The organism is Oscillochloris sp. ZM17-4 (assembly GCF_019599295.1).
Taxonomy (GTDB): domain Bacteria; phylum Chloroflexota; class Chloroflexia; order Chloroflexales; family Chloroflexaceae; genus Oscillochloris.
Map to the genome: position 1 here is coordinate 13,458 of NZ_JAIEWN010000017.1, position 16,509 is coordinate 29,966.

Here is a 16,509-nt window from a genome sequence, read left to right on the forward strand (position 1 = left end):
CCCCAACAATGATCAAGGAGTCCCGTGGAGCCCATCGCAATCATCGGCCTCGGCTGCCTCTTCCCCGGCGCCGATGGCCCGGCGGCCTTCTGGCAGAACCTGGCGGACGGCGTCGACTCGACCAGCGTGGCGACCGAGCTGGAGATCGGGGCCGACCCGGCCGTCTTCTTCGACCCGAGTCGCGGCAAGGCCGACGGCTACGCCTACGGGCGCGGCGGCTTCGTGCGCGGGTTCAGCCTCGACCCTGCGGGCCTGGCGCTCTCCGCCGCGCAGCTGCGCGGGCTCGACCCGCTCTACCAGTGGGCGCTGCACGTGGCCCGCCAGGCCCTCGCCGACAGCGGCTACCTGGGGCGGGCCGGGCTGCTCGGGCGCTGCGGGCTGGCCCTGGGCAACCTCTCTTTCCCGACCCGCTCATCGCGCCAGCTGCTCGCCCCGCTCTACGCGGGCGCGGTGGAGGAGGCCCTTGATGAGATGCTGGGGGGACAGGGGACAGGGGACAGGGGACAGGGGACAGAGAACGTACCAGTCAACCCGATCAACGCGGGCATCTCCGGCAGGCCGGCGGCCGTGGTGGCCGAGGCGCTCGGGCTGGGCGGGCCGCGCCTGGCCCTCGACGCGGCATGCGCCTCGTCGCTCTACGCGCTCGGGCTGGCCTGCGACTACCTGAATGCCGGCAAGGCCGACCTCATGCTGGCCGGGGCGGTCAGCTGCGCCGACCCGCTGTTTGTGCTGACCGGCTTCTCGATCTTTAAGGCGTACCCGCCTGAGGGCGGGGCCAGCCGCCCGCTCGACCGCAGCTCGCGCGGGCTGACCGCCGGCGAGGGCGCGGGGATGTTCGCGCTCAAGCGGCTGGCCGACGCCCGGCGCGACGGCGACAAGATCTACGGCGTCGTGCGCGGGGTGGGCCTCTCGAACGACGGCGCGGGCAAGCACGTGCTGGTGCCCAACCCCAAGGGCCAGCAGCTGGCCTTCGAGCGGGCCTACGCCGCCGCCGGGGTGCCGCCGCAGTCGGTCGCCTACGTCGAGTGTCACGCCACCGGCACCCCCGTCGGCGACATCGTCGAGCTGAACAGCATGGAGCGCTTCTTCGGCGCCCACGGCCACGCCCCCAGGATCGGCTCGGTCAAGTCGAACTTCGGCCACCTGCTGACGGCGGCGGGCATGGCCGGGATGCTCAAGGTGCTGCTGGGCATGGCCCACGGCCAGATCCCGCCGACGCTGGGCATCTCCGACCCGCTGGCCTCAGAGGGCGGCGCGGTCGGCGGCGCGGGCACCGTGCGCGCCCTCGCGCCCTGGCCCGACCTGCCCGGCCCGCGCCGCGCCGGGGTCAGCGCCTTCGGCTTCGGCGGGACGAACGCGCACGTGGTGCTGGAGGGGTATGGGGAACATGGTAGGGGCGCAGGAGCGGAGATCGGGGCGGGCATGCCCGCCCCGATCTCCGCTCCTGCGCCCCTACGGGCGGATGGGAACATCCCTCTAGCCATCACCGGCATGGACGCCTGCTTCGGCCCGTACCCGGATCTGGCCGCCCTCGACCGGGGGCTGTACGCGGGGGAGGGCGCGCTCGGGCCGCCGCCGGCCGGCCGCTGGCAGGGGCTGCCGGACGGGGCTGCGCCTGAGGGGGCGTACCTGGCTGGCTTTGACTTCGACTTCCTGCGGGCCAAGATCCCGCCCGACCCGGCCGACCAGCCGCTGCCCCAGCAGCTTCTGCTGCTCCAGGTGGCCGACCGCGCCCTGCGCGATGCGGGGGTTACGCCCGGCGCGCACGTCGCGGTGCTGGTGGCGATGGAGGCCGAGTCGGCGATGCACGCCCTGCGCGGGCGGCAGGATCTGGGCTGGCAGCTGCCGGGGATGCTGGCGCGGGCCGGGGTCGAGCTAGACGACGCGGAGCGCGCCGAGCTTGAGGCGGCGCTCAAGGACGCCCTCCACCCGCGCGCCCAGGTCAACCAGTACGTCAGCTTCATCGGCAACATCATGGCCTGCCGGGTGGCCGCCCTCTGGGACCTCAGCGGCCCGGCGTTCACCGTCTCGGCAGATGAAAGCTCGGCCTTCCGCGCCCTGGAGCTGGCCCAGCTGATGCTGGCCAAGGGTGAGCTGGAGGCGGTGGTGCTGGCCGGCGTGGATCTGGCCGGCAGCGTCGAGCGGGCGACGCTGGACGCCGCCGCCGGGCTGGCGGGCCGGGCGGTGGGCGAAGGCGCAGGGGCGCTGGTGCTGCGCCGCGCCGCCGACGCGCGCCGGGCGGGCGAGCGGATCTACGCCACGGTTGACGCGGTGGCGCTGATGGCTCCGGCTCCCCTCCCCCCTGGAGGGGGAGGGGCTGGGGGTGAGGGTGGCACAGTCGGCTACCTGGAGCTGAGCGGCGGGTATGCCGCGACGATCGACGGGCTGCGTGAGGTGTATGGCCTCTCGGACGATCTGAGCTGCGCGGTCGGCGCGGTCGCGGCACAGATCGGCCACGCCGGCGCGGCCGCTGGTATCGCCGCTCTGATCCGGGCCGCCCTCTGCCTGGACGGAAGGTATATACCCGGATTTGTCTGTAGGGCCGAAGCATCGCCAGCGGATTGGCACGGGCACGGCCATCCATCAGGTGGCGATGCTTCGGCCCTACCGGCCTACCTCCCCGAGTCCGCGCGGCCATGGCTGGCCCGGCGCGGCGAGCGGCGGCGGGCGGCGGTCAGCGGGCTCGACCGCGACGGCTGCGCGGCCCACGTGCTGCTCTCCGCCGAGCCGGATTCCGCCGTGCGGCCCGCAGCCTTCGCCCAGCGCAGCCGGATCTGGCTCATCCCCATCGCCGCCGCCGACCGCGCTGACCTGCTGGCCCAGCTCGATCAGCTGGAGGCCCAGGCCGACACGCCGCTGGAGGAGCTGTCGCGCAAGGCGATCATCGCCTACATAGGGCGATCCGCCGCCCCCTACGCCCTCGCCCTTGTCGCCCGTAGCGGCGAGGAGCTGCGGCGCGAGCTGGCCTTCGCCCGCGCCGGCGTGGCCGCCGCCTTCGACCAGGGCCGCGACTGGGAGACGCCCCTGGGCAGCTGCTTCAGCGCCCGCCCGCTCGGCCCGCAGGCCGGGCTGGCCTTCGTCTACCCCGGCGCGTTTAGCGCCTACCCCGGCCTCGGCCGCGAGCTGTTCCAGCTCTTCCCCGCGCTGCACGCGCGCATGGACGGGCTGCTGGCCGATGCTCCCGCCGCCCTCGGCGCGCGCAAGCTCTACCCGCGCCGCCAGCACGCGCCCACCCCCGCCGATATCGCCCAGGATAAGGCGGCCCTGCGCGGCGACCCGCTGGGCATGATCCAGGCCAGCCTGAGCTTTAGCCTGCTGCTCACCGCCGTGCTGCGCGAGCAGTTCGGCCTGCGGCCCCGGGCGGCCCTCGGCTACAGCATGGGCGAGGCGAGCATGCTCTGGTCGCTCGGCGCGTGGCGGGCCAGCGACGACGCCCTCCAGCGGCTGCGCGAGTCGCCGCTCTTCACCCGCCGCCTCTCCGGCCGGCGCGAGGCCGCCCGCGCCTACCTTGGCCTTCCCGCCGACGGGCCGGACGACGTCTGGTGCATCTACATCGCCCAGGCCACGCCCGATGCCGCCCGCGCCGCCCTGGCCGGCGAGGGGCGGGCCTTCCTGACCCATATCAACACCCCCGGCGAGGTGGTGATCTCCGGCGCGCCCGACGCCGTGCGGCGGGTGATCGCCGAGCTGGGCTGCGAGGCCTTCCGCGCGCCCTTCGACACGGTGATGCACTGCCCGGCCATGCACTCCGAGTACGGGCTGCTGGTCGATCTGAACCGCCTGCCGATGGCGGAGGCCCCCGGCATCACCTTCTACGGCGCGGCCGACTACGCCCCGCTGCCGCAGGACGCCGAGCAGATCGCCCAGTCCCTGGCCCGCGCCACCTGCCAGCCGGTCGACTTCCCGCGCCTAGTCGAGCGGGCCTACGCCGACGGCGCGCGGATCTTCGTCGAGCCGGGGCCGGCCAGCGCATGCACGCGCTGGGTCGGCGCGATCCTGGCGGGCAAGCCCCACGTCGCCCTGGCCCTCAACCGCCAGGGCGCCGACGACGCCGCGAGCGTGCTGTCCGTGCTGGCCCGCCTCGTCACCCAGCGCGTGCCGCTCGACCTGACAGCCCTGCTGCCGCCCGATCCGCCGCCCGCCCCGGCCCGCTCCCTGGTCAAGACGATCTCCATCGGCGGCGGCGACATCCCCGCCGCGCTGCGCGGCGAGCGGGCGCGGGAGATTCTTAGGGGACAGGGGACAGGGGACAGGGGACAGGGTGACAAAGGCTGGAGGCCAGATCACGCAGTAGAAAACAATCCCCCCCCCCCTCTCCGTCTGACGGAGAGGGGTCTGGGGGGTGAGGTCGCCTCCATCCCGGCAGAGGTGATGGTTTCAGAGAAGGAGTTTCCCGTGCTGGAAGAATCGCCCGTGGCCGTCCCGCCCACCATCGCCGGCCACCGCGCCCTGCTCCAGCGCCGCCACGCCGAGCTGCTGGCCCTCGCGGGGCAGATTCGGGAAGCTGTCGCCACAGCGCCACCTGGGCGGGCGACTGAAGTCGCGCCACCGCAGCCTTCGGCTGACCGTCGGCCTGCGCCGACGGGCGCGGCGTCGGCGCAGGCCGACGCCCGGCGCGACAGCGCCCCGACGCCGAGACTTCAGTCGCCCAACCTGATCTGGGACACCGCCGAGCTGCTGGAGTTCGCCGAGGGCGACATCGCCAATGTCTTCGGCCCCGAGTACGCCGTCATCGACGGCTACGCGCGCCGCGTGCGCCTGCCCCTGCCGCCCTACCTGCTGGTCAGCCGGGTGACGAGACTGGACGCCCGGCGCGGCGAGTTCAAGCCCTCCACCGTCACCACCGAGTACGACATCCCCCTGGGCGCGTGGTACTCGGTCGATGGCCAGCCGCCCCTCGCCATCGCCGTCGAGTCCGGCCAGTGCGACCTGCTGCTGATCAGCTACCTGGGGATCGACTTCTCCTGCAAGGGCGAGCGGGTCTACCGCCTGCTCGACTGCACCCTGACCTTCCTCGATGAGCTGCCCAAGGACGGCGAGACCCTGCGCTACGACATCAGCATCAACTCCTTCGCCCAGAGCGGCGACACGCTGCTCTTCTTCTTCAGCTACGAGTGCTTCGTCGGCGAGCGCATGGTGCTGAAGATGGACGGCGGCTGCGCCGGGTTCTTCACCGACGCCGAGCTGGACGGCGGGCGCGGCGTGGTCGACTCGCGCGACGATATCGCCCAGCGCCGCCGCGCTGTCCGCCAGTCCTTCGCCCCGCCGCTGCGCACGTTCCGCCGCTCGCTCAGCGAGGCCGACCTCGACCTGCTGATCGCCGGGCGGGTCGCCGCCTGCTTCGGCCCGGCCTACGACCAGCGCGGTCGCAACCCCTCGCTGCGCCTGCCCGCCCGCCAGATGCTCATGCTCAGCCGCGTGACCAGCATCGACCCGCAGGGCGGCGACTGGGGGCTGGGAATGGTGATCGGCGAGCAGGATCTGACGCCCGACAGCTGGTTCTTCCCCTGCCACTTCAAGGACGACCAGGTGATGGCCGGCTCGCTGATGGCCGATGGCTGCAGCCAGCTGCTCCAGATCTACATGCTCTCGCTCGGCCTCCAGACCTACACCTTCGACGCTCGCTTCCAGCCGGTGCCGAACGTATCCCAGGTGGTCGTCTGTCGCGGCCAGGTGCTGCCCTGCACTGCGGTCATGACCTATCGGCTGGAGGTGACGGCGCTCGGCCTGGAGCCGCAGCCCTACGCCTACGCCAATATCGACGTGATTCTGGATGGCCGGGTGGTGGTGCGCTTCCGCGATCTGGCGCTCCAGCTCACCGAGAAGAGCCCGCAGGTCGCCCCGCCCCTCGCTCTGGAGCGGCCCGCCGCCGCCCAGCCGCCGCGCTACGACGAGGCGGCCATCCAGCAGTTCACCACCGGCTCGATCGCCGCCTGCTTCGGCCCCGAGTACGCGATCTACGACCGCCGCCGCGCCCCGCGCAACCCCAACGGCGACCTCCAGCTGATCAGTCGGGTGGTGTCGATGGAGGGCCGGCGCGGCGAGATTGTCCCCGGCGCGAGCCTGGTTGCCGAGTACGATGTGCCGACCAACCCCTGGTTCTGCCGCAACAACAGCTACCCCACCACACCCTACGCGGTGCTGATGGAGATCGCGCTCCAGCCATGCGGCTTCCTGACCAGCGCCCTCGGCACGACGCTGACCGACCCCGAGCAGGATTTCTACTTCCGTAACCTGGACGGCACCGGCCACCTGCTGCGCGAGGTGGATCTGCGCGGGCGGCGGATCACGGCGCGGGCCAGCCTGACCTCGTCGAACGCGATCACGGGCATGATCATCCAGAAGTTCGCGTTTGGCCTGGCCCTCGACGGCGAAGACTTCTACGTCGGCGACGCGGCCTTCGGCTACTTCAGCGCGCCGGTGCTGGCCAACCAGACCGGCCTCGACGCCGGGCGGGTCAAGCCGGCCTGGCACGAGTCGGCGGGCGCGACGGGCGGCGTACAGATCGATCTGCGCGGCGACGCGCATCCCCTCTTCCGCGCCCAGCCCGGCCGCGTCCACGAGCGCCTGGCCGGCGGCCAGTTTGGCCTGCTCGATAGCGCCATGGTCATCGCGGCGGGCGGCCAGCACGGCGCGGGCTACATCTACGCCGAGAAGAAGGTGGACCCGGCGAGCTGGTTCTTCCCCTGCCACTTCTACAGCGACCCGGTCATGCCGGGCTCGCTCGGCGTGGAGGCCATCCTGGAGGCGATGCAGGTCTACGCGCTGCACAGCGGGCTGGGGCGCGAGCTGAGATCGCCGCACTTCGCCTCACCCGTCGGCCAGCGCACGATCTGGAAGTATCGCGGCCAGATCCTGCCCAGCGCCGGGCTGATGCGCCTAGAGGTTCACATCAGCCGGGTCGAGCGGCGCGACGACCAGATCATCATCCTCGCCGACGCCAGCCTCTGGCGCGACCAGCTGCGGATCTACGAGGTGCGCGACCTGGGGCTGGCGCTAGTGTTTGACAGCTAGGCGTACGTTATTGTACAGTACTCCTGTACAAAAGGAGCCTCGCCATGACCATTCAGACAACCTATACCCAGGCCCGCGCGCAGCTCGCCAGCCTGCTCGATCAGGTTACGAATGACCGCGAGATTGTGATCGTGCAGCGCCGTGGCGCAGAGGATGTCGCGATGATTGCAGCGGATGAGCTTGCCGGTCTATTAGAGACGGTACACCTGCTGCGATCACCAGCGAATGCAGAACGCCTGCTGAACGCGCTCAACCGGGTTCGCCAGCGCACCGGCACACCACAGACGCTCGAACAGCTGCGCGCTGAGGTTAACCTGCATGACGCCGAGTGACCCGCATAGGCAGCGTGACGCCATATTTCAGACTGAGTTTCGTGAAGATCTGCGCTACTGGATTGAAACGGAGCGACGCACCGCACTGCGTGTGCTGACGCTGGTAGAGGCGATTCTGCGCGATCCCTTTGACGGAATTGGGAAGCCAGAGCCGCTCAAGTATATGGGGGCAGGTGTCTGGTCACGCCGGATTACCCAAGAGCATCGCTTGGTGTATGTCGTCAGCGATGATCGGATCGATTTCGTTCAAGCGCGTTATCACTATTGAGGATTAGCATATGCGCGAGCGTAACGCCGCACTCAGCGCCGGGCCAGCGGCCATGCCCGGCCAGGGATGGGAGGGCCCACAGAGCGATATCGCCTTCGACGCCGCAGGCATCCGCGAGCGGCTGGCCGACCTGGCGCGGCCCTGCTTCATCGTCCGCGCCGGGGGGCGGGTCGGGCTGACATCGGCGGGCCAGCCGACCTATGGCCAGCCCGTGGGCGGCGCGGAGCTGCTCGGCGCGCTGCCGCCGCTGCCAATCGAGCAGCTTGGCGACCCGGCCTTCCGCGCGGCCCACGGGCTGCGCTACACCTACGCCGCCGGGGCCATGGCGGGCGGGATCTCATCGGTCGAGCTGGTGATCGCCCTCGGCCAGGCTGGTATGCTCGCCTCGTTCGGGGCCGCCGGGCTGGTGCCCGCTCGCGTCGAGGATGCCATCCGGCGCATCCAGGCCGCACTGCCCGCCGGGCCATACGCCTTCAACCTCATCCACAGCCCCAGCGAGGAGGCCCTGGAGCGCCGCGCCGTTGAGCTCTACCTGCGCCACGGCGTCCGTACCGTCGAGGCATCGGCCTTCCTCAGCCTGACCCCGCACATCGTCCATTATCGCGCCGCCGGGCTGAGCCTCGACCCCGCCGGGGCGATCACGATCAGCAACCGCGTGATCGCCAAAATCTCGCGCCGCGAGGTGGCCGAGCCGTTTATGCGCCCGGCCCCCGACGCCATCCTCGCGCCGCTGGTGGAGGCGGGCCTGATCACGCCGATCCAGGCCCGCCTAGCCGCCCAGGTGCCCATGGCCGACGACATCACCGTCGAGGCCGACTCGGGCGGCCACACCGATAACCGGCCCCTGGTCTGCCTGCTGCCCTCGATCATCGCCCTGCGCGACGAGATCCAGGCCGAGCTGGGCTACCCGCAGGCCGTGCGGGTCGGCGCGGGCGGCGGGATCGGCACACCCGCCGCAGCCCTCGCCACCTTCATGATGGGCGCGGCCTACATCGTCACCGGCTCAGTCAACCAGGCATGCGTCGAGTCGGGGGCCTCGCCCCACGCCCGCAAGCTGCTGGCCGAGGCAGGCATGGCCGACGTGATCATGGCCCCGGCCGCCGACATGTTCGAGCTAGGCGTGAAGGTCCAGCTGCTCAGGCGCGGCACCTTCTTCCCCATGCGCGCCCAGAAGCTCTACGACACCTACCAGAAGTACGCCTCGCTCGACGACATCCCGCCCGCCGAGCGCGAGCAGCTTGAGCGCCAGATCTTCCGCAAGCCGATCGCCGCGATCTGGCAGGAGACCGAAGCGTTCTTCGCCGAGCGCGACCCCGACCAGATCCGGCGGGCGGCTGACAACCCGAAGCGCAAGATGGCACTGGTCTTCCGCTGGTACCTGGGCCTCTCGTCGCGCTGGATGACCAGCGGCGAGCCGGGCCGCGAGATGGACTACCAGATCTGGACTGGCCCGGCCATGGGCGCCTTCAACGACTGGGCGCGCGGCTCCTACCTGGAGGCTCCCGAGGCCCGCCGCGCCGCCGACGTGGCCCGCCAGCTGCTCACCGGCGCGGCCTACCTCTCCCGCGCCCAGCAGCTGCGGGCCTATGGCGTGAGCATGCCGGCCGAGCTGGGCAGCTACCGACCGGGGTGAGTGTTGCGTGTTGAGACAAGGTTCCAGAAAGGCCACGGTTACTTTATAGTTCCGCGCAGCCTCACCCCCCAGCCCCTAAACCCGCTCAGGGAGAGGGGCTGGGGGTGAGGCTGCGCGGCGGCAAACTGTCAAGCTGCCACGAACCTTGTCTAACAAAAATACTGCGGGGGGCGGCGTGGTGCGCCACTGCCAGAATCCATGACACAGACGACGGGCTACATCCACTCGTACACCACCGGCTCCGCCCACGACGGGCCGGGGCTGCGCACGGTTGTCTGGACCACTGGCTGCCACTTTCGCTGCCAGTACTGCCACAACCCCGACACCTGGCACCTCAAGGGCGGCCGGGCGGTGACGGCGGAGTCGGTGGTGGCGGAGGTGGCCCGCCACGCGTCGTTCATGCGCTACACGGGCGGCGGCGTGACGATCAGCGGCGGCGAGCCGCTCGTGCAGGCGCCCTTTGTGACGAGCGTGCTGCGCGGCTGCAAATCGCGTGCGATCCACACCGCCCTGGACACCAACGGCTTTTTCGGCGACCGGCTCAGCGACGATGCGTTGATGCTGGCCGATCTGGTCTTGCTTGACATTAAGTCGTGGGACCCGGCCACCTACCGGCGGCTCACAGGGGTTGAGGTTGGCCCCACGCTCGCCTTTGCCCGCCGCCTCGCGGCGCTTGCGCGGCCGGCGTGGGTACGCTTTGTGCTTGTGCCGGGCATAACCGATGACCCGGCGAATATCGCGGGCCTGGCCGACTTTGTGGCCGGGCTCTCGAACGTGGAGCGCGTCGAGGTGCTGCCCTTCCATCAGCTGGGGCGCGCTAAATGGGAGCAGCTTGGCCGCGCCTACCCGCTCGCCGCCACCCCGCCCGCCACCGCCGAGGCTGCCCTGCGCGCGGCCGAAATTTTTCGGGCCAGGGGTCTGAATACGGCCTAGATTCTGATGACAGGCGTCCTCCCAACGTCGCGGAGCGCACTAAGGGCTCATAAAAGAATGTTAGCGCGAATAAGCCCTGGGTGAACCTGTGAGCGTCGGTGCCTCAGCTGGCGACTGACGTCGCAGCGCGGGGCCTCCGGCCACCCGCCCGCCTCCGCGCCGCTCCGGCGCGACGTCCGTCGCCAGCCGGTGTGGCTTGACCCAGCGCGTATTCGCGCATGCAAGTGTTTACGTCACACCCGCCCCGCCGCACGGGATCGCTGCCGCCGATAGTTGACAACCCCACGTAGGCAGACTAAACTTGTCAAACTGGCAAGGTAATTTAGGACGCGAGGGGTGTCTATGCGCGTGCATCCTGCTGATCTCATGGCCGACGAGTCGACCCTGAACGCTCAGATCAGCGAGCATATTCGCATCGCGCGACTCCGGCGCGGCCTCAGCCAGCGCCAGATGGAGGTCGCGCTCGGCATGGCCGAGTCGACATTTAGCCGCTATGAGTCCGGGCAGCGCGTCATCTCAGCCGCTAGCCTGTGCCGCATTGCCGCCGTGCTCAACCTGCCGACAAGCGACTTTCTCCCATCTGTGGACATGTCGTGACGTCACGACACTTGTGATAGCGTTCACGACTGTCGTGACGTCACGACAGCCCAAATGAGGATAGGCTATGGCACGCACGATAGCGATCGCGGTCCCCAAGGGAGGAACCGGGAAGACCACGACCACAATGAACCTCGGCGCCGCGCTGGCCGAGCTCGGCCAGCGCGTGCTTATGGTCGATGTAGACCCCTCGGGAAGCCTCTCGCGCATGCTCGGACAGGATACGGTGGTCGAGCCTTCCCTCTACAGCGCGATCACGCACTACCTTGAGACCTACGACCCGCAGCTGCATCGCACGGTGGTGCATACCAGCATCGGCATCGATCTCAGCCCGACCGACGTGCGCCTGAACAACGCCGACACCGTGTTGCGCACCGCGCTCAACGGCCAGCTGGTGCTCAAGCAGCTGCTGGCCCCGCTCGCCCCCAGCTACGACTACATTCTGCTCGATACCCTGCCCTACCTGGGCATCCTCGTCACCAACACGCTGGTCGCCGCCGATGAGGTTATCATCCCAATGGAGGCTGAGTACCTGGCCACGCAGAGCGTCCCCGTGATGCTCCAGCATGTCGCCCAGGTGCGGAAGTCGGGATTGAACCCCAACCTGCACATCACCGGCATCCTGATCACCAAGGCCACGCACACCACGATCAGCCGGCAGATCATCGAGTATACGCGCACCGAGTTCGAGGATCACGTCAACGTGTTCCATACGGTGATCCCCAACACCGTCCGCTTTACCGAGTCTCAGGCGATGGGGAAGACCATTCTCGCCTACGAGTCCGCCGGCAAGGGGGCGCAGGCATACCGCGCCTTCGCCGAGGAGGTGCAGCGTGCCACCCCGTAACTTTATGCGGAACGCGCAGCCAAAGCTCGACGATGCCGCCGGCGCGCTGGCCGATCTGCTGAGCGTCTCGCAGCTGCCCGTCCGCAGCGCCGACCTGCCGATCGACCGCATCCGGCCGAACCCCTTCCAGGCCCGCAAGACGTTTACCGACCTCGATCAGCTCGCGCAGGCGATCACAGCCCAGGGCTTCACCACCCGCCTGCGCGTGCGCCCAGACCCGACGGCCACCGGGTTCTTCCAGCTCGTCTTTGGCGAACGTCGCTGGCGCGCGGCGCAGCTGGCCGGCCTCGCCGCCATCCCCTGCGACATCGCCGAACATAGCGACGACGATCTGGTCGAGATTGGGCTCGCGGAGAATATCCAGCGCCAAGACCTCGATCCCCTGGAGGAGGCCCGCGCGCTCCAGGCCTTCATCGATCAGCGCGGCTACAGCATCCGCCGCCTGGCCGAGCGGATAGGCAAGGATCGCGGCTATATCGAGAATCGCCTGGCGCTCCTCCGGCTGCCCAGCGACGTTCAGCAGCTCGTGGAGCAGCGGCCCGACTCCATCGATGCCGCGCGCAGGATCGGGACGCTGCCGACGCCGGAGGAGCGCGCGCCCCTGATCGCGCAGGTGGCCAGCGGCGAGGTAAGCGCCCAGACGGTGCGCGCTATTGTACGCGAGCGGGTCAGGAGCGCCTCACCGGATGGGCAGAGCAGCATCCGGCACCGAATCGCGGCAGACACCCAGATCATCAGCGTCGTGCTCCAGCGATGGGAGGGCCTGCTCCAGGAGGCAGACACGAGCGCCGCCCATCAGGCCATCGGCGAGAAGCTCGACGACCTGGAGGCACGTATTCGTGTGCTCCGTGCCCTGCTGCGCTAGCGAATGCCCAGATGCTGCAAGGGTGGATCATCATGATCCACCCCTTGAACGTATAAGGAAGTAGCGTGAGTGATTCACTGGCGCGTCGGATTGTCCCATTCTACGGCGATGACCTTATCGCCGTGCAGCATCCGAGTGGCAGTATCTACGTCCTGTTCGCCAAGGTCTGCGAGAACCTGGGGCTTGCCAGACGTGGCCAGGTGCTGCGCGTGCAGCGCCACGCCGTGCTGAGTCGGGGCCTGGAGCTGCTGCATGTCGAGACAGAGGGCGGCACCCAGACGCTCCAGTGTCTCCGGCTCGACCTCCTGCCCCTATGGCTCTCGGGAGTACAGGCTTCCCGCGTGCGGGCCGAGCTACAGGACAAGCTGGTGCAGTATCAGGCCGAGGCGGCCGAGGCGCTCTGGCGCGAGTTCCGCCCCCAGATCATCGTCGCCGAGGCACACGCGCCGGCGCCCGACACCGCTGCCGTTGTCCAGCTCCAGCAGATCGCCGAGATGGGGCGCGCCATCACGGCGATGGCCGAGCAGCAGATTGAGATCCAGCGCCAGCAGCAGCTGCTCGCCGAGCGGCTGAACAAGGCGGGCCAGGTTGTGCGCGGGATGCAGGGCAGCATTCAAAACCTGCAGGGCGACGTGAGGGATATTCAGGTTCGCCTGGGCGTGCTGGAAGATCGCATACACCCGGCGTCATATATCACTGAGGCGCAGGCCAGCGAGGTGTCCAACATCGTCAAGGCGCTCGCTGAGCTCCTGGCCGGCAAGGATCGGGCGAAGAACCACTACCAGGGCATCTTTGGCGAGCTGTACCGCCGCTTTGGGGTGGCGAGCTACAGGATGATCCACATGGAGCAATACGACGCCGTGCTGGCGTTCCTAGAGCGTTGGCGCGCAGCCGGAACAGTGGAGTCGCCTGGAGTCGCGTAGGGCCTCGCCGTGGGGCAGCATCTTACCGCCACCGACCATATCGCCCGTGCGGATATCGCCCGTCTGGGAGTGGCCAAAGTTGATGATGGCGTGAGGATCGTGCGGCTCAGTCATAGGAAGTGCGGATCGAGATAGATTCAGCGAGGCACATCTCAGCGCCTCAGTGCTGAAACGTATAGCACAGCGGATCGGCGCATGGCCCACAAAGCAGATCGGCATACGGGCGGGTGAGAATCTGCGCATGCCGCCTGCGCGGCGTGCCGCCCGCGGCTCCGGCGTCGGCGCAGCCCGACGCCCGGCGCAACGCGCCCCGGCGACGCGGCTTCAGCCGCCCGCAGATGGTATACTACCCAACCGGAGCCCCCGCCGCGCCGCTGTAGCCCGGAGTCGCTATGTCCGCCCTCCCCGCCGATCTGCTTGCTGGCATCCCCGACGCCTCCGCCCTCCGCCGGCTGTTCGCCGCGCTTGGCTACAGCCCCCAGGAGCGCACGGAGTACTCGGCGCGCACGCTGGAATGGCCGGCGAATGTGGCGGTGGATCTGCGCGGCCGCGCCTTTGCGCTGCTGGCTGATGCCGACGATGGATTCTTCCAGGTGCTGCTGCTGCCGCCGCACCCCGAGACGCGCGGCCCCAGCCAGGAGCTTGTCCGGCGGCTCTACACGACCCTGGAGCAGCGCGGCAATGAGGCGATCCTGGTGCTGCCCGATCAGGGCTGGGGCGCGCTGGAGCTGGTGCTGCTCGCCGACCTGCGCCCGATCGCGCAGCGCGGCGCGCCGCCGAGCACCTTCTTGCGCTTCAGCTTCGACTCGCGCGCCCTGCGGCCCCACCAGCAGATCGCGCTCGGCCTGCTCGATGCGACCGGGGCCGGCCCCGGCGAGCCGGCCGAGCGCGCCGCCCGCGCCTTCCGCCGCGCCCAGCAGGAGCGCTTCTTCCGCAGCGTCAACTTTTTTAGCACCTACTACCTGGAGCGGCGCATCGCGAGCGATGCCCCTGTGCAGGATCGCTGGGCCGCCCTGTCCGCCGATATGCCCGCCCTGCGCGCCGCCCTGGCCGGGGCCGCCGCCCCCGCCGCCCTCGCGGCCCTCGGATGGCAGGTGGGAGCCCCCGCAGCGCCCGGCGCGCCGAGCCGCCTGGCCGCCGCCGGCGTCGAGGTGGCCCTGCTGTCCGTCCTCCCCGCCGACCACCCGCTCGACCAGGCTCTCTCCGATGCGAGCTACCCCCAGCTTGAGCTGATCGCCGCCCTGGAGAAGCAGAAGCAGGCCGATGGTGTGCGCTGGGCGGTGCTGACCAATGGCCGCCAGTGGCGTCTCTACAGCCCGATCGCCGCCAGCATCAGCGGCGCGTTCTACGAGGTGGACCTGGGCGACCTGCTGGCTTTCGGGGCCGACGACGACCTGCGCTACTTCGCGGCCTTTTTCGGGGCCGCCGGCCTCGCCACCGGCCTCGCCCGCGCCGTCTTCACCTCCTCGCAGACTCTGGCCAGGGAGGTCGGCGAGAGTCTGAAGAAGGTCGTCTTCGACCAGGTCTTCGCGCTGCTCGCGAATGCGATCGGCGAGGACCTGAAGCGCCGTGGCGAGTATACCGGCGACGACGCGCAGATGGAGCTGATCCGCCGCGCCACCCTGGTGCTGCTCTACCGCGTGCTGTTCCTGCTCTACGCCGAGAGCATGCGCCTGCTGCCGACGCTTCACCGCGACTATTACCCGCACAGCCTGACCTTTCTGCTCTCTGAGATCGCTGTCCATAGCTTTACGCCCGCCCATCTCCAGAAGCCGATGGGGCCGACCGCCTTCTGGGCCTGGGATCATCTGCGCGACCTGTGCGCGGCGGTGAGCGGCGGCCGCGCGGCCTGGGGCGTGCCGAAGTATAACGGCGGCCTGTTCAGCGATGGCGCGGCCAGCGGCGGCCACGAGAGCCCGCACCGCGCCCCGCACCGGCTGCTGGCGCGGGCGCAGCTTGGCGCGATGGATCTCTGCAAGGCGCTGCGCCTGCTCGGCCTCGATCCGGCCGCGCTGGCCGCCACCACTCCCGAAGAGGCCCGCCACCTGATCGACTATGCCGGCCTCGATGTGCGCCGCCTGGGCAGCATCTACGAGGGGCTGCTGGAGTACCGCCTGGCTGAGGCGAGCGACGGCGCGCTGGTGCTGCGCCACTCCCGCGAGGATCGCAAGGCCAGCGGCAGCTACTACACCCCCGACTATATCGTGGCCTATATTGTCGAGCAGGCGGTGGGGCCGGTGCTCGACGAGCGGGCGAGCCAGTTCGCCGCCCTGATGGAGCGCCTGCCCGCCGCCCGCCGCGAGCTGGAGCGGGCCACCCGCGCCGAGGGCAGCGAGCGGGTGAGCATTGCGACGGCGAAGGCCAACAGCGCCGCCGCACGCAAGGCCCTGGCCGCCATCGAGCACGAGGCCGTCGAGAGCCTGCTGGACCTGAAGATCCTCGACCCGGCCATGGGCAGCGGGCACTTTCTGGTCGAGGCGGTCAACTTCGTCACCGACCGGCTGATCGGCATCCTCGACCGGCACAAGGAGGGCAACCCGCTGCTGGCCCGGCTCGACGGCATCCGCCAGCAGATCCGGGCCAGCCTGCGCGATCAGGGCATCGACGCCCAGCTGATCGGCGACGCCCAGCTCAACAATGTGAACCTGCTGCGCCGCCTGGTGATGAAGCGCTGCGTCTTCGGCGTCGATCTGAACGACATGGCCGTCGAGCTGGCCCGCCTGAGCCTCTGGCTGACCTCGTTCACCGTGGGCGCGCCGCTGAACTTCCTCGACCACCACCTGAAGTGGGGCAACTCGCTGATCGGCGCGCGCGTGCAGGCCGTTCAGCAGGCGATGGAGGGCAAGAATATCGGGGTGGGCACCCAGCTCGACATGTTCACCAGCGGCAGCGCCTTCAAGGAGATGCTCGACCTGGCGGGCTTCATCGAGGAGCTGGTGGAGATCGCCGACGCCAACGCGCAGCAGGTCGAGCAGAGCGAGGCGCTCTACCGCGCCTACGAGCAGAGCGTGGTGCCGGTGAAGCGCCTGCTCGACCTGTGGGTGAGCCGCAGCTTCGGCAGCAAAGAGGCCAACGAGCTGATCTCGCTCTACAGCGG

The 16,509-nt window shown here is 69.8% G+C and carries 10 protein-coding genes; all 10 read left to right on the plus strand.

Annotation, left to right across the window (positions count from 1 at the left end):
* Positions 1-24: 24 nt before the first annotated feature.
* Positions 25-7,014 (plus strand): PfaB family protein, encoded by a 6,990-nt coding sequence (locus K2Z83_RS13990; protein WP_220595806.1) that lies wholly within the window; start codon positions 25-27, stop codon positions 7,012-7,014.
* 44 nt (positions 7,015-7,058) lie between these two features.
* A complete protein-coding gene (locus tag K2Z83_RS13995) occupies positions 7,059-7,346 on the plus strand; it encodes a type II toxin-antitoxin system Phd/YefM family antitoxin (RefSeq protein WP_129682939.1) in 288 nt (95 codons plus the stop codon).
* A complete protein-coding gene (locus tag K2Z83_RS14000) occupies positions 7,333-7,614 on the plus strand; it encodes a Txe/YoeB family addiction module toxin (RefSeq protein ID WP_220595807.1) in 282 nt (93 codons plus the stop codon). The genes K2Z83_RS13995 and K2Z83_RS14000 overlap by 14 nt, the downstream gene beginning before the upstream one ends.
* Before the next feature lie 10 nt (positions 7,615-7,624).
* Complete coding sequence (locus tag K2Z83_RS14005) at positions 7,625-9,247, plus strand: PfaD family polyunsaturated fatty acid/polyketide biosynthesis protein (RefSeq protein WP_305082506.1); 1,623 nt, start codon at positions 7,625-7,627, stop codon at positions 9,245-9,247.
* Positions 9,248-9,445: 198 nt separating this feature from the next.
* Entirely contained in the window at positions 9,446-10,180 is a 735-nt protein-coding gene (gene pflA, locus K2Z83_RS14010) for a pyruvate formate-lyase-activating protein (protein WP_220595808.1), read from the plus strand.
* Positions 10,181-10,522: 342 nt separating this feature from the next.
* On the plus strand, positions 10,523-10,777 hold the full coding sequence (locus tag K2Z83_RS14015) for a helix-turn-helix domain-containing protein (RefSeq protein ID WP_220595809.1): 255 nt from the start codon (positions 10,523-10,525) through the stop codon (positions 10,775-10,777).
* Positions 10,778-10,844: 67 nt separating this feature from the next.
* The gene (locus tag K2Z83_RS14020; protein ID WP_220595810.1) at positions 10,845-11,624 is read left to right on the plus strand and encodes a ParA family protein; all 780 of its coding nucleotides are present in this window, start codon (positions 10,845-10,847) and stop codon (positions 11,622-11,624) included.
* Positions 11,611-12,489, plus strand: coding sequence for a ParB/RepB/Spo0J family partition protein (locus K2Z83_RS14025; RefSeq protein WP_220595811.1), 879 nt, complete (start codon positions 11,611-11,613; stop codon positions 12,487-12,489). The genes K2Z83_RS14020 and K2Z83_RS14025 overlap by 14 nt, the downstream gene beginning before the upstream one ends.
* 65 nt (positions 12,490-12,554) lie before the next feature.
* Positions 12,555-13,412 carry a phage antirepressor N-terminal domain-containing protein gene (locus K2Z83_RS14030; RefSeq protein WP_220595812.1) on the plus strand — a complete coding sequence of 286 codons (858 nt, stop codon included), beginning with the start codon at positions 12,555-12,557 and terminating at the stop codon, positions 13,410-13,412.
* 392 nt (positions 13,413-13,804) lie between these two features.
* Positions 13,805-16,509: DNA methyltransferase (locus K2Z83_RS14035; protein ID WP_220595813.1), on the plus strand; the 2,705-nt coding region annotated here is incomplete at its 3' end.

Coding starts and splice junctions, on each gene's coding strand:
- K2Z83_RS13995 (WP_129682939.1), top strand. CDS start 7,059: ATGACCATTCAGACAACCTATACCCAGGCCCGCGCGCAGCTCGCCAGC.
- K2Z83_RS14000 (WP_220595807.1), top strand. CDS start 7,333: ATGACGCCGAGTGACCCGCATAGGCAGCGTGACGCCATATTTCAGACT.
- K2Z83_RS14005 (WP_305082506.1), top strand. CDS start 7,625: ATGCGCGAGCGTAACGCCGCACTCAGCGCCGGGCCAGCGGCCATGCCC.
- pflA (WP_220595808.1), top strand. CDS start 9,446: ATGACACAGACGACGGGCTACATCCACTCGTACACCACCGGCTCCGCC.
- K2Z83_RS14015 (WP_220595809.1), top strand. CDS start 10,523: ATGCGCGTGCATCCTGCTGATCTCATGGCCGACGAGTCGACCCTGAAC.
- K2Z83_RS14020 (WP_220595810.1), top strand. CDS start 10,845: ATGGCACGCACGATAGCGATCGCGGTCCCCAAGGGAGGAACCGGGAAG.